The organism is Pseudozobellia sp. WGM2, from assembly GCF_017810075.1.
In the GTDB taxonomy this organism is placed as follows: domain Bacteria; phylum Bacteroidota; class Bacteroidia; order Flavobacteriales; family Flavobacteriaceae; genus JADNYK01.
This window is the reverse complement of the sequence record NZ_JADNYK010000004.1, coordinates 100,123-114,729: the sequence shown is the minus strand read 5'-3', so window position 1 is coordinate 114,729 and position 14,607 is coordinate 100,123. Positions and strand designations below refer to the sequence as shown.

Sequence of the window (14,607 nt, the reverse complement as noted above, 5' to 3'; positions counted from 1 at the left end):
ATTAAGATTACTTTTGCCAAATGATCGAATTAGGAAATTACAATAATCTCGAAGTTTTAAGAGATACCAGTGTTGGTTTGTTTTTGGGCAGTGAAACGGGTACAGAAATATTGTTACCGAATAAATATGTTCCAAAAAATATAGAAATCGGTGATAAAATTAAGGTGTTTTGCTACCTAGACCATGAAGAAAGGCCCATTTCTACTACCTTGTCACCTACAGTATTACGTAATGAATTCGGCTTTCTAAAGGTGGTCGAAGTCAATAAAATCGGGGCATTTTTAGATTGGGGACTTGAAAAACATTTGTTAGTTCCTTTTAGTGAGCAGCGAGATAAAATGAAAGAAGGGCAGTGGTATGTAGTGCACTGTTATTTAGATGATATTTCTTTTCGATTGGTGGGGTCTAATAAAACTGACAAATTTTTAGATAATGAAAATTTATCTGTCAGAGAAAGGCAAGAAGTAGATTTATTGTTCACCCGGTTGACCGATTTGGGTTGGGATGTTATCATAAATAATGTTCATAAAGGTCTCGTTTATTCAAATGAAATTTATAAAAGGGTAGCAGTAGGTGATTGTGCTAAGGGTTACGTTAAAAAGATTCGGTCTGACAATAAAATTGATATTTCACTGCAACCTATAGGTGAAAATATTTTAGAACCCACAGCAAGTCTTATCTATGAAAAACTAAAGGTCAACGGTGGTTTCTTGGCTCTTCATGACAAATCGTCTCCTGAAGATATTAAGAGAGAATTGCAGATGAGCAAAAAAACTTTTAAGAAAGGTATCGGAACGTTATATAAGGAACGTAAAATTGAGATAAAAGAAGATGGTATTCAGGTGCTATAACTTTAATTTTCAGTTATAGTTAAGTGCTGTATAATTCTGTAAATCAATTAAATAAACTGCGTTAAACCACATATTTCTACTTTTTTACCACAAAAAATTATAATTTCGCAACATTCAAAGAGTGTATTTCATCGATCTTTGGGTATTTTGGTTAACTTTAACATTGAAACCCCGTAAAACCTAATGACATATGCCATTTATTGAAGAAAGCGATCTTTTAGAATTGCATAAAGATATAGATAAGGCCCAAATCATTAATGAACGTCTCTTAGACCAAATCAAGTTCAAGAACAAAGAGATAAAGAAAAGTAAAGTACAGCGAAATGTTTTGGCTGGTATCACCGGACTCTTTCTGATTGGAACCTTGATAGTATTCTCTTTTACGGCGGGTAGAAGTGTTTCTAATAACTTTGAGAGCCCAAGTAATTTACTGGTTTCAATTGATAGTTTAGATGCAATCAAATCTCGTATAGATAACCTTAAGCAGCAAAATGAAGAATTGAGTCTGGTTCGTGAATTTTATCTTGCCAAGAAATTTTTACAGAAAGAAAAAATTTACTCAGTGCAGGTAAAATCATTTGTTGAAAACAATGTAACACTAGCCTCAGAGGCCTTAACAAACACCTTATTTGTTAAGACAAATCCATTTTATTCCTACTCTTTAGGTAACTTTGAGACTTTAGAAGAGGCTCAAACATTCAGACAACAATTGGTAGATCTTGGTTTTCCTGATGCATTTGTGGCTTCGTATAAAGATGGTAAAAGAATTCAAATAGAAGATCCTTTTTGATTTGACAAAAGTTAAGGCATGGGTGAGCGCGGCCAGATTACGTACATTACCTTTATCCGTTTCAGGTATTATAGTAGGTACTGCGCTGGCTATTTACTACGGAAAATTTGATAGTATTATTTTTATATTGGCATTGGTAACTACAGTGGCATTTCAAGTAACCTCCAACTTTGCAAATGACTATGGTGATGGGGTGAAAGGTACTGATAATGATGATAGAATTGGCCCAAAGAGAGCAATACAAAGTGGTTTGTTAAATCGTTTAGAGCTAAAACAAGGTATAATTGTAGCTATAGGGGTCGACGTTTTTCTAGTATTGGCATTGATTTATGTTGCTTTTGGTATAGAAAATGGTTTTTACCCATTACTGTTTTTGTTTTTGGGTGGTTTCAGTATTTGGGCGGCAGTGAGATATACGGTTGGGCAAAAGGCGTATGGATATAGAGGCTTAGGAGATGTTTTTGTATTTATATTTTTTGGGATATTGTCCGTTATGGGGTGTATGTTTCTTTACACGAAGTTTTTAACATGGTTGTCGGTATTACCGGCGATTGCTATCGGCTTACTTAGTACAGGTGTACTTAATCTTAATAATTTGAGGGACTATAATTCTGATAAGAAAGCAGGTAAAAATACCCTGGTAGTAAAAATGGGATTTAGCCGAGGCAAAAAGTATCATTATATCTTATTACTGTTCGCTTTAATAAGTGTCATAATATTTTGTGCCATTGCATTTGAAAATTGGACTGCTATACTACCATTGTTTGCATTTGTACCGATTGTTATACATTTGAGAAAAGTATACAAAACCACAAAACCTGAATTGTTTGACCCCGAATTGAAGAAACTTGCTTTGAGTGCATTCTTTTTGGCGGTATTACTTTACGTAACTTGTAATAATTTTTTGTAATTTTATAAATAAACCTACTAAATACTACCCAGTTTGGAACAGCCGATTAAAATTCTTATTGTAGAAGATAATGTTATAATTGCCGATGATATGCAATCGATGCTCGAAGAAATCGGGTATGAAATTGTAGACAATGTTATCGTCTATGAACAAGCCGAAGAGGTGCTAAAGACCCAACATGTAGACCTAGTACTGATAGATATAATTTTAGCTTCTGATAAAACAGGAATTGATTTGGGTAAGCATATACGGGCGAACTACGATATACCATTTATTTTCGTGACTTCAAACTCAGACCGTGCTACGGTAGAAAATGCAAAGACAGTTAAACCTAATGGGTATTTGGTGAAACCATTCGAGCAACAAGATCTTTATACTTCTATTGAAATTGCTCTTTCAAATTTTATAAGAACAGATAAATCGTCGGCACCTGCCGCACCGGTCGACGAAGATGTACCTATGTCAAATACGGTATTGAAAGATTCTATATTTGTAAAAAAGCAACACTTGTACTACAGAATTCAGTTCAGTGATATTCGATTTATCAAGGCAGATAATGTTTACTTAGAGGTGAATACGGTCGATAAGAAGTTCTTGGTCAGATCACCCTTAAAAGACTATTTAGAAAAATTACCCAAAAACAAGTTTTATAGGGCTCACAAATCTTATATCGTGAATGTTGACCATATAGACGCGATCAATTCAAAAGATATTATGATTAAAGATACCCTTATACCGATTTCAAAAGATTTTAAAGAGTTTATAATTTCAGCGATGAACTCATAAGATTTACGCTCTAGTGTTATAAAAGGGGAAGGCTTTTAGCCTTCCCCTTTCTTTTTAATATCAATTTTGGGTAAGTAGACCACATCAAAATAGTGTTTCACAACAATAGTTTTCATTTCAATTCTTATCCTCCTAGTTTAGTTCCAGAATTAATCACATAGATATTATCAAGCGTTTTAAATAATTTTTCATTTTCATATAGTGTTCTCGTAAAAGAGTCTTTTCCTAACGGTTAAGACTCTTTTTGTTTTATTAAACTTGACATTAGAGGCAGTAATGCCTTAAAGAACCTTCTTTACAACATAAAATGATTATTACACAACAATCTTGCTTCGATTAATACTAACAAAGTATATTTTTGATATTCAGGGCATTATTCTTATTGTTGGGGCAAATAATTACCATGTTATAGTAACTGTACGCGAAGAGTTTTTCGGTTGGTTTTTCCCCTTCTATTTGACTTAATTATCCTGAGATGAATTTGAGTTAATTTTTTGCGATAAAAGAAAATAGCGTTAACTATCAATAATGAACATCAACTTTATATTTTTGTCTAAATAACAGCTGACAGGTTTATTTGTCTAATTATTTTATTGACGGAAATGAACATGTTACCTTTAGGTATTAGTTACCATCTTCAATATGAAAAAACATAGCAAAAAAATTCTTTCGGTACTCACAGTATTACTGTTTACCATTTTTTGCTCGGCACAGGAGGAGAATACCAGTGATGAAAGTTTGTTTTACCAGTTTCAGGAATTTAAAACGACTGATGAAAAGATGGCTTTCTTCTTCAATACAGCCGATCTCTACCGCGAAAATTCTACTTACGACTGGTTAGAGTTAATTACGATAAATCTCAACGCTGCTATAAAAAATGACGATGATGCCGATATTAAGCGGTTTCAGCTGATGCAGGCCAGAATATTTTATGATTTAGGTGATTATGATAAGAGTCTTGCCATCACCAAAGAACTATACGAAGAGATCGAGAGTCTTGATATTTATTTGGTGTCTAAGCTTCTTGATTTAATGGATGACAACTATGGTCAGTTGACCATGTACCCAGAGCAAATTGACATTCGTGAGAAAAAACGAGAAGTGGGAATTATGGAGAGTGTCGCATTTTACGATATATATTCAAATTTAGGTATGTATCGAAAGGCGATGAACGACTACATCGCCAATGTTAAAAATACAATCGAGGAAAATGATTTTTACGGTCAAGCAGAATATTATAATAACTTGGGTAATTACCTGCGCTTAGATGGTTCAACCCCCACCGCGCTGAGCTACTATAAAAAAGCCAAAGGTTTTGCCGATGTTTTCATTGATAATGTTACCAGAAAGAAAACGGAACAAATAATGAAAGAGGCCCATCTTCTAAAGGGCATAATTGAAGGTAATATTGGTAAATGTCACGTAGACCTTAAACAATACGAACAAGCGATTCCGCATTTGGAGCTGGCCATAAACCGTATTAAAGAAAATAGTAGTAGGCACTATTCTTCTGAGCTTACCGAAAATAGTTTGGCTATATCAGAGTGTTATTTGCTACTTAAAGATTACGCAAAAGCAACCGACTATCTAAGTGATAATCTTCAGACGAATACTACTGAAAATTTATTGAAAAAGAATAGATTGCTTTCGTTGTACTATGAATTAACGCAAGATTTTAAAATTTCCAATACCTATTTAAGACGAGAAATTAGAATTCGTGATTCTATTAGCGAACATGAATCGCAGTTACGTCAGCAGCAATTGTCAACGGTAATGATGAAAAACTTGAAGTATTCTCAAGATATGCTGGCGCAGCAGAAAATGGCTTTAGAGAAGCAGAAAAATGAGAATTTAGCCAAAGACAAGCGAAACAGCTTGGTGCTTATATCTCTACTTTTTACGCTTCTAGGCTTTGCAGGTTTGGTTTATGCATATTTGAAAAGTATCAAAAACCAAAGACTCATTGCAGAGCAAAAATATATTATTGAAAATTCGCTCGTCGAGAAAGATTCACTTCTTAAAGAAATACACCATAGGGTAAAAAATAACCTGCAAATGGTGTCAAGCTTGTTGAGTCTTCAAACTAAGAATACTCGCAGTAAGGCCGCTATTGAGGCGCTAGAGGAAGGAAAGAGCAGGGTGAAAGCCATGGCCTTAATCCATCAGAAACTCTATCAAAACGAAGATCTCTCAGTTATTGAAATGCAGAGTTATATAGAAAGTTTGATCAATAGTGTTCAATCGGTGTACAAGAAGGGGGGGCACAATATCAATATAACCGTAGATGCTGAAAATGTAGAACTTGATATTGATCGAGCGATACCGTTTGGCTTAATGCTCAATGAATTGGTATCGAATTCTTTCAAATATGCTTTTCCTCATGGAGACGAAAACGGAAAAATTTATATTCATATTAGAAAATCAGGTGAACAAGAAGGTTATTTTGAATATTCAGATAATGGGGTAGGCCTACCGGAAGATACCGAAGAACGAGCCAATACTTCTATGGGTATAAGATTAATGAATCGTTTGGCAAATCAGCTGCAAACAACTTTGAATATCGATAGAAACGCCGATGACGGAGTTCGATATTGGTTCAATTTTAAATGATGTAACTTTTTAAAAGGTCGATTACTCGCTCAAGTTACCTTACTACGCAGTACGATTTTATGAAGAAGTTTCGGAAAGAAACGTTTTATATATACCGCCAGGGCTTCCTTTCCACCAATGTAAACTTCGAATTTCTCTTTTTCTATAGCTTTTATCATTTTTTGAGCCAGCACGTTTGCGGGCATTCCGTTCTGAGTGGCGCTATCTTCTTCTTTTTGGGCTGAACCGTCGCCCACAAGTGCATTTTTGGCAATGTTTGTCTGAATAAACCCCGGGCACACCAAAGTAACCTTTATGAAGTCTAGGTCATGTTCCATACGCAACACGTCGAAAAAACCATGCAATGCATGTTTAGCACCGCAATACCCGGATCGCAGTGGTGAGCCGAATTTGCCCATAAGACTGGTAACACATACGAAGTGACCTGATTGTCTCGCCGTAAAATGTGGTAAAAGAGCTTTTGTTAGTGCTATTGTGCCTAAGTAATTGATTTCCATTAGTTTTTGATAGACATCAAAATCCGTTTCTATAATAAGGGAACGCTGACTAATACCGGCGTTATTGATTAAAATATCTATGCCACCAAAGGCTTTCAAAGCCTCTTTCGACTTTATATCCATTATAGAAAAATCGGCAAGGTCAAGAGGAAGAATATAAACGTCGTTTGGGTTAGTGCAATTGCTTTTCACACCTTCTAGGGCACTAATATTTCGGGCTGAAATAATAAGCTTACACCCTCTTTTGCTCAACTCATAGGTTAATGCTTCCCCGATACCGGAAGAGGCCCCGGTAATCCAAATTCGTTTTTGTGCAATACTTGCCATTGAAATGGTTTATGGCTAAAATATAGCTAAATTTGTTTCCATTCTATGGATGCCAAGTACAAAAAGTATACTTTAAACTTTAAACGCCCTAGTGGTACGTCGCGTGGGGTCTTGACCCAAAAGGAAACTTGGTTTCTCATATTCCATCATGAAGGAAAATATGGTATAGGCGAGTGTGGACTTTTAAAAGGTTTGAGTATTGATGATGTTCCTGATTATGAACAGAAGCTAGATTGGGTATGTAATCATCTCGATTTGGGTGAAAGGATACTGTTGAGGCAATTGAAAGAGTACCCGAGTATTCAATTTGGTCTCGAACAGGCTTTTTTATCTCTTCGTTCTGAAAATCCGTTTGAACTTTTTGAGTCTGACTTTACCAGAGATCAAAGCCCCATACCAATAAATGGCTTGGTTTGGATGGGCGATGAGACTTTTATGCATGAACAGATTTCCCAAAAGCTTGAAGAAGGGTTTCAATGTATAAAAATGAAGATAGGAGCCATCGATTTTGAGTCTGAAATCGCTTTGTTGGAGTCCATCCGCAAGAAATTTTCAAAAACAGAAATAGAGTTGAGGGTCGATGCGAATGGTGCATTTAGAACAGAAACGGCACTTGATAAGCTGAAAGTACTGGCCAGATATGATTTACATTCTATAGAACAACCTATAAGGCAGGGTAACATTTTAGAAATGAAGAACCTGTGCGAGGTAACACCGGTGCCCATTGCTCTAGATGAAGAATTAATTGGGGTTTTTGATGTAACGAACAAACGAGAACTGTTACAAACCATAAAACCGCAGTATATAATTTTAAAGCCAAGTTTGGTAGGTGGTTACGTAGGTAGCAAAGAGTGGATCGACTTGGCCGAAAGCATGAATATCGATTGGTGGATTACCAGTGCATTAGAGAGTAATATTGGGCTGAACGCCATCGCACAATGGACATTTACCTTAAATAACGATATGCCCCAAGGTCTTGGTACAGGTGCACTTTTCACCAATAATTTAGAAAGCCCATTATCTGTTTCAAATGGAAAACTCTTATATAGAAATAACAAAAACTGGAAAACTAACTTAATGGAAGAACTATGTATATAGAACAGGGGTATAAGGGTGAAATAGGTTTGTGGAAGTATTGTGTAGTGCCCTTGGGCTTTATAGCTCTGATGGTCTTCAATTATATTTCGACCTTAATGTCTCCCGTTCCGGTCGAAGAAGTAATGCAAAATCTTATAGAGAATTTTGGGTCTAATGTTGTTTTGATAATCTTACTTGCACCCTTGGCGGTATGTTTATTTCTGGTTTTAGGGTGGACGAAGTTGATTCATCGACAATCGATAACTTCTTTGACCACAAGCAGGCGAAAGATCGACTGGAAGCGAGTTTTCTTTTCTTTTCTTCTTTGGGGCGGTATTATCGTAGCAATGACACTGTTTTGGGTGGTTGTAGAACCTGATAATTTTGTGTTTAATTTTGAACTTATTCCTTTTTTATGGTTGGCGGTTATAGCTATACTCTTAATTCCGTTACAGACCAGTTTTGAAGAGTACTTGTTCAGGGGCCATATGATGCAGGGTATCGGTATCATGGCCAAGAACCGTTGGGTGCCATTGGTGATTACCTCGGTACTCTTCGGCCTTATGCACTTGGGCAACCCTGAAGTGGGTAAGCTGGGATACGGTATCATGGTTTACTATATCGGTACTGGTTTTTTCTTAGGAATTTTAACACTTATGGATGAGGGCTTAGAACTTGCTTTAGGTTTTCATGCTGCCAATAATATGGTCACAGCGCTTTTGGTAACTGCAGATTGGACAGCCTTTCAAACAAATTCGATTTACAGAGACATTTCTGAACCAAGTTTAGGGTGGGACGCTGCCATTCCTGTTTTTGTTATTTTCCCCATCGTTTTGTTCATATTTTCACGAAAATATGGATGGAAAAATTGGAAGGAGAAACTTACCGGAAAAGTAATGTCTAAACAAGAATTCTCAGCGATAAAATCAAATGACGCACCCACACAAGACCTTGCATAATCGATTTCGACTTCAAGGAAGCAGCTATAATTTAGAGGAGTTAAAAGAAATAGCTTACTCTTTGGTTAAGGAAGGAGAGGTTTATGAAATAGCTATCGGTGATTTTTTGCTCGATTGGCTGAACGATAAATTGACGCTAACAGTTCAAACCTCTGGATCTACTGGAGCACCAAAGACAATTGTTTTAGAGAAGGAGAAAATGTTGAATTCGACAAAGGCCACAGGTGATTTTTTTAATCTTAAAGAAGGAAATACCGCGTTGCTATGTTTATCGGCCGATTATATTGCCGGAAAAATGATGTTAGTGCGAGCTATGGTCTTAGGGCTTGAATTAGACTATGTAAGCCCTACTTCAAAGCCTATAGGCAAAGAGTTTGAATCCCATGATTTCTGTGCGATGGTTCCGCTGCAGGTAGCTAACTCTTTAGACGAGCTAAAAAATATAAAAAAGCTCATTGTGGGCGGTTCTCCGATGAATCAAGAGTTGAAAACCAAAATCAAAGATCGAGGTTTGAAAACCGAAATTTTTGAAACTTATGGTATGACGGAAACAATTACCCATATCGCCGTGAAAAAGGTTCATCCGGTTGAAACTGAAAATATAGTTTTTAAGACCTTACCGGGTGTGGCCATAAATACAGATGAAAGGGATTGTCTTGTCATTGATGCACCGTTGGTAAGCGATGATATAATTAGCACGAACGATATCGTAAGAATTGTCTCGAATACAGAATTTGAATGGTTGGGTCGATATGACAATGTCATCAATTCTGGGGGTGTGAAATTATTTCCGGAACAAATAGAACATAAACTTCACGAAACTATCAAAGCCCGATTTTTTGTTGCGGGGCTGCCCGATGATATTTTGGGTCAAAAACTAGTCTTGGTCGTTGAGGGTAATACGGCTACAGATCAATTGCTAGAAAAAATAAAACAACTGACTTCACTTGATAAGTATGAAGTACCTAAGCAAATCTTCACAGTGCCAAAGTTCAAAGAAACGGATAGCGGTAAAGTTCAAAGAAAAAAGACTTTAGAACAGGTCAAATAATACATTTAGGCATTAAACCTGAATCACTCCCATATTAAAATCTTTTGTGATGGGGGAGTGGTCTGCGGCTTCGATGCCCATCGATATCCATTTTCTAGTGTCTAGCGGGTCGATTACGGCATCCGTCCAAAGGCGTGCTGCCGCGTAGTACGCAGATACCTGATTGTCGTATCGATCCTTGATTTTATTAAAAAGTTCGGCTTCTTTCTTTTCTGTAATTGTTTCCCCTTTCTTCTTTAACGAGGCTTTTTCTATCTGTAGCAATACTTTTGCGGCCGAATTACCGCTCATAACAGCGAGTTCTGCACTGGGCCATGCGGCAATTAATCTAGGGTCATAAGCCTTACCGCACATGGCATAATTTCCGGCGCCATAGCTATTACCGAGTATTATCGTAAATTTCGGTACTACAGAATTGCTTACGGCATTCACCATTTTAGCGCCATCTTTTATGATACCACCATGTTCACTCTTGCTGCCTACCATAAAGCCGGTGACATCCTGTAAAAAAACCAAGGGTATTTTCTTCTGGTTACAGTTGGCTATAAACCGGGTGGCCTTATCGGCAGAATCGGAATAAATGACTCCGCCAAATTGCATTTCCCCTTTTTGGGTTTTAACCACCTTACGTTGGTTGGCAACGATACCCACGGCCCAACCATCGATACGGGCGTAACCTGTCAAAATAGTTTTTCCGTACCCCTCTTTATATTCTTCAAATTCAGAATTATCGACAAGCCTTTTAATTATTTCGAGCATATCGTATTGATCCGTTCTCGAAGAAGGTAGTATGCCATAAATATCATCTGGGTTTTCCTTTGGTTTCTTCGAATCCTTTCTATTAAAACCGGCTTTATCAAAATCACCGATTTTGTCTATAATGTTTTTTATGGTGTTTAGTGCTTCGGCATCGTCTTTGGCCTTATAGTCCGTTACACCGCTTATCTCACAGTGGGTCGTAGCACCTCCGAGCGTTTCATTATCGATACTCTCACCGATGGCAGCTTTGACCAAATAGCTTCCGGCAAGAAAAATACTTCCGGTTTTGTCAACTATTAACGCCTCGTCGCTCATAATTGGCAAATAGGCACCTCCTGCAACACAACTACCCATTACGGCGGCAATTTGGGTGATGCCCATACTACTCATCACCGCGTTATTTCTGAATATACGCCCGAAATGTTCCTTATCAGGAAAAATCTCATCTTGAAGGGGTAGGTAAACTCCGGCACTATCGACTAAATAAATAATTGGTAATCGGTTTTCGATAGCTATTTCCTGCGCTCTTAAATTTTTCTTTCCCGTAATAGGAAACCAGGCTCCGGCCTTTACAGTTGCGTCATTGGCGACTACGATACATTGCTTGCCCGAAACATATCCTATTTTTATGACAACGCCACCAGAAGGGCAGCCACCATGTTCTTCGTACATGTTTTCACCGGCAAAAGCACCTATTTCTATACTCTTGCTATCGTTATCGAGTAGAAAATCAATTCTTTCCCTTGCGGTCATTTTTCCCTTTTCATGCTGCTTTTCGATTCGATATTTTCCGCCACCTAGCATGGTTTTAGCCAATTTTCTTTTCAGCTCTGATAAGAGTAATTTATTGTGATCTTCGTTCTTGTTGAATTTGAGGTCCATACAAATGCATACGTTTTGAATGCTAAAGATAAGGAGTAAAATTCATTACATTTGGGAAAATCAAGAATCAGTTATGGCAGAAAAAATAAGATGGGGTATTGTTGGCCCGGGTAGAATTGCACAAAGTTTTGCACAAGATTTGAAGTTGGTCGAAGGTGGCGAGTTGACCGCTGTAGCGTCACGAAGTCTAGATAGGGCAAGAGAATTTGCCGATGAGTATGGCGCAGCGCATAGTTACGGTTCATACCAAGAAATTTTTGAGGCCGATACCGTAGATGTACTCTATATTGCAACACCGCATACCTCACATTGTGAACTTTCTATAGAGGCCATGAACCACGGAAAGCATGTTCTTTGTGAGAAGCCGATGGGTATAGATGCCGACCAAGTTAAAATGATGGTTTCTGCGGCCAAAAAAAATGAGGTATTTCTAATGGAAGCCTTATGGAGTCGATTTAACCCATCTATACTTAAGGTAAAACAGATGGTTGATGAAGGTATCATCGGAGAAGTAGCTTTTCTTAATGCGAATTTCGGATTTTACGCTTTGGACAGGGATGAAGACAGTAGACTATTGAACCCAGATTTAGCAGGTGGCTCTTTACTGGATATAGGAATTTACCCTATTTTCTTAGCTTATCTGATTTTAGGAAAACCCGATAGAATAGAGGCCATTTCAAAGTTTCATTCAACAGGGATAGAGGCTCAGACTTCGATGATTTTCGATTACCCTTATGCCCAAGCTCTGTTAAGTAGCGGTTTGCGGTCAAAGATATCTATGAAAGCAGAAATTGGAGGTAGCGAAGGTTCTCTGTATCTACAGGAGCGCTGGCATGAAACGCAGGGGTACATTGCCGAACTTGATGGAGACGAAAAAAGTTTTGATTTACCCACTAAAGGAATTGGTTACTCCCATGAGATAGAAGAGGTTCATGAGTGTTTGAATTCAGGTTTGTTGCAAAGTGATAAATGGAGCCTACAAAACAGTCTTGATTTGGTGAATTTATTAGACGAAGTACGTAGTTTGACCGATACAACCTTTCCTTTTGAGTAAAATGGAGTTATTCAAAAAATAGATTGAATTAACATTTTACTTTAAAATTACGATATTTGCAGTTATCTTTAATTGTCACTGAATATTATGGGAATGAATAAAAATACCGTATTGGCTTGGGCCACCTTTATCATGATTATCGTTGGTCTCGCCTTGATTGCTTTGGGCGCTTTCCGTTATGAAGAGGTTGCAGGATGGGGTTTTGGCTCGGTCGGAATCGGATTTTTTGCGATTGCATGGGTCTTCAATGCTTTAAAAGGGCGGGTTTAATAAAATACTTTTCGCACTTTAGATTATCAATATTAAAATTTAGCAACTTTCAATAAATTGAACAATGTCCGACGATAAGAAAGTAATTTTCTCAATGTCCGGGGTGACCAAAACATATAAAAATGCCAATACCCCGGTATTAAAGAACATATATCTAAGCTTTTTCTATGGTGCCAAAATAGGTATTTTGGGGCTTAATGGATCTGGTAAATCGACCCTACTTAAAATTATCGCAGGGGTTGATAAGAATTATCAGGGCGATGTGGTTTTTTCATCAGGTTACCGGGTAGGATATCTAGAACAAGAACCAAAATTAGATGAAAACAAGACCGTTCTTGAAATTGTAAAAGAAGGTGTGGGTGAAACTGTCGCTATACTTGACGAGTACAATAAAATCAACGATATGTTCGGTCTACCTGAAGTCTATGAAGATGCCGATAAGATGCAAAAGTTGATGGATAAGCAGGCGCAGCTTCAAGACCAAATAGATGCTTCGAACGCATGGGAACTTGATACCAAACTCGAGATTGCGATGGATGCACTTCGAACCCCAGACGCAGATAAAAAAATCGGAGTGCTTTCTGGGGGAGAAAGAAGACGTGTAGCCCTGTGCAGACTTTTATTACAAGAGCCTGAAATCTTATTGCTCGATGAGCCTACCAACCACCTAGATGCAGAGTCGGTACATTGGTTAGAGCACCATTTGGCCCAATATAAGGGTACCGTAATCGCAGTAACCCACGACCGTTATTTCTTGGATAATGTTGCAGGATGGATTTTAGAGCTAGACCGAGGAGAAGGTATACCGTGGAAAGGTAACTATTCCAGTTGGTTAGACCAAAAAGCCAAACGCTTGGCACAAGAGAGTAAAAGCGCTTCGAAAAGACAAAAAACTTTAGAGCGTGAGCTAGAATGGGTACGTCAAGGGCCAAAAGGTCGGCAGACGAAACAAAAGGCTCGATTAAAGAATTACGATAAGCTGATGAGTCAAGACCAAAAACAGCTTGACGAAAAGTTGGAAATTTATATACCGAACGGCCCACGTTTGGGTACAAATGTTCTAGAAGCCACAGGGGTCAGCAAGGCGTATGGCGATAAGTTGCTTTATGAAGATTTGAACTTTAAACTTCCGCAGGCAGGTATAGTTGGCGTAATTGGACCGAACGGGGCCGGTAAGACAACAATTTTCAGAATGGTTATGGGCGAGGAACAGCCCGATAAAGGTAATTTTGAAGTGGGTGAAACTGCTAAAATTGCTTACGTCGACCAAAGCCATTCAAACATAGATCCTGAAAAAACCATTTGGCAGAATTTCAGTGATGAACAAGAGCTTGTTATGATGGGCGGGCGACAAGTAAATTCTAGGGCCTATTTAAGTAGATTCAATTTTTCTGGAAGCGAACAGAACAAGAAGGTGAATATGCTTTCTGGTGGTGAACGCAACAGGCTGCATTTGGCAATGACCCTCAAAGAAGAAGGTAATGTGTTGCTTTTAGATGAGCCAACTAATGATTTGGACGTTAACACGTTGAGGGCTTTAGAAGAGGGTCTTGAGAATTTTGCCGGTTGTGCGGTTGTCATTTCTCACGACAGATGGTTTTTAGATCGTATCTGTACTCATATTTTAGCATTCGAAGGCGATTCTCAGGTTTATTTCTTTGAAGGTTCTTTTTCAGATTATGAAGAGAATAAAAAGAAGCGACTTGGTGCCGATATCATGCCGAAAAGAATAAAATACAAGAAGCTTATTCGTTAAGAGCAACTTACAAAAAAGAAAGAGCCGT

The 14,607-nt window shown here is 37.8% G+C and carries 13 protein-coding genes; 11 read left to right on the top strand and 2 right to left on the bottom strand.

Features of this window, described 5'->3' with window-relative positions; translation table 11 throughout:
• The first annotated feature begins 20 nt into the window (after nt 1-20).
• The 5 genes from IV512_RS10375 to IV512_RS10355 all read left to right on the top strand — a co-directional run bounded on the left by IV512_RS10375 (nt 21) and on the right by IV512_RS10355 (nt 5,947).
• Complete coding sequence (locus IV512_RS10375; protein WP_209403086.1) at nt 21-851, top strand: S1 RNA-binding domain-containing protein; 831 nt, start codon at nt 21-23, stop codon at nt 849-851.
• A gap of 190 nt (nt 852-1,041) precedes the next feature.
• Nucleotides 1,042-1,641: an SPOR domain-containing protein gene (locus tag IV512_RS10370; protein WP_100871887.1), complete on the top strand. Its 600-nt coding sequence runs from the start codon at nt 1,042-1,044 to the stop codon at nt 1,639-1,641.
• A gap of 1 nt (nt 1,642) precedes the next feature.
• Complete coding sequence (menA, locus tag IV512_RS10365; RefSeq protein WP_209403084.1) at nt 1,643-2,551, top strand: 1,4-dihydroxy-2-naphthoate octaprenyltransferase; 909 nt, start codon at nt 1,643-1,645, stop codon at nt 2,549-2,551.
• Between the two features lie 33 nt (nt 2,552-2,584).
• Entirely contained in the window at nt 2,585-3,337 is a 753-nt protein-coding gene (locus tag IV512_RS10360; RefSeq protein WP_100871889.1) for a LytTR family DNA-binding domain-containing protein, read from the top strand.
• A gap of 642 nt (nt 3,338-3,979) precedes the next feature.
• Nucleotides 3,980-5,947 carry a sensor histidine kinase gene (locus IV512_RS10355; RefSeq protein WP_209403082.1) on the top strand — a complete coding sequence of 656 codons (1,968 nt, stop codon included), beginning with the start codon at nt 3,980-3,982 and terminating at the stop codon, nt 5,945-5,947.
• Nucleotides 5,948-5,976: 29 nt separating this feature from the next.
• Here IV512_RS10355 and IV512_RS10350 read toward each other — a convergent pair whose 3' ends face one another.
• A complete protein-coding gene (locus IV512_RS10350; RefSeq protein WP_209403080.1) occupies nt 5,977-6,771 on the bottom strand; it encodes an SDR family oxidoreductase in 795 nt (264 codons plus the stop codon).
• A gap of 45 nt (nt 6,772-6,816) precedes the next feature.
• Here IV512_RS10350 and IV512_RS10345 point away from each other — a divergent pair, with 45 nt between their 5' ends.
• From IV512_RS10345 to IV512_RS10335, 3 genes are read left to right on the top strand one after another with little or no spacing between them, the layout of a single operon-like run.
• Nucleotides 6,817-7,869 (top strand): o-succinylbenzoate synthase, encoded by a 1,053-nt coding sequence (locus tag IV512_RS10345; RefSeq protein ID WP_209403078.1) that lies wholly within the window; start codon nt 6,817-6,819, stop codon nt 7,867-7,869.
• Nucleotides 7,860-8,807, top strand: a complete 948-nt coding sequence (locus tag IV512_RS10340) for a CPBP family intramembrane glutamic endopeptidase (RefSeq protein WP_209403076.1) — start codon at nt 7,860-7,862, stop codon at nt 8,805-8,807. The genes IV512_RS10345 and IV512_RS10340 overlap by 10 nt, the downstream gene beginning before the upstream one ends.
• Nucleotides 8,779-9,858, top strand: coding sequence for an AMP-binding protein (locus IV512_RS10335; protein ID WP_209403074.1), 1,080 nt, complete (start codon nt 8,779-8,781; stop codon nt 9,856-9,858). The genes IV512_RS10340 and IV512_RS10335 overlap by 29 nt, the downstream gene beginning before the upstream one ends.
• Before the next feature lie 12 nt (nt 9,859-9,870).
• Here the strand turns inward: IV512_RS10335 and IV512_RS10330 are convergent, their stop codons facing one another.
• Nucleotides 9,871-11,499, bottom strand: a complete 1,629-nt coding sequence (locus tag IV512_RS10330) for an acyl-CoA carboxylase subunit beta (protein ID WP_209403072.1) — start codon at nt 11,497-11,499, stop codon at nt 9,871-9,873.
• 73 nt (nt 11,500-11,572) lie between these two features.
• Between IV512_RS10330 and IV512_RS10325 the strand changes: the two genes are divergently transcribed.
• The 3 genes from IV512_RS10325 to ettA all read left to right on the top strand — a co-directional run bounded on the left by IV512_RS10325 (nt 11,573) and on the right by ettA (nt 14,579).
• The gene (locus IV512_RS10325) at nt 11,573-12,553 is read left to right on the top strand and encodes a Gfo/Idh/MocA family protein (RefSeq protein ID WP_209403070.1); all 981 of its coding nucleotides are present in this window, start codon (nt 11,573-11,575) and stop codon (nt 12,551-12,553) included.
• Between the two features lie 87 nt (nt 12,554-12,640).
• Nucleotides 12,641-12,823 carry a CAL67264 family membrane protein gene (locus tag IV512_RS10320; protein ID WP_100871896.1) on the top strand — a complete coding sequence of 61 codons (183 nt, stop codon included), beginning with the start codon at nt 12,641-12,643 and terminating at the stop codon, nt 12,821-12,823.
• A gap of 64 nt (nt 12,824-12,887) precedes the next feature.
• Nucleotides 12,888-14,579, top strand: coding sequence for an energy-dependent translational throttle protein EttA (gene ettA / locus IV512_RS10315; RefSeq protein ID WP_209403069.1), 1,692 nt, complete (start codon nt 12,888-12,890; stop codon nt 14,577-14,579).
• The last annotated feature ends 28 nt before the right edge of the window (nt 14,580-14,607 follow it).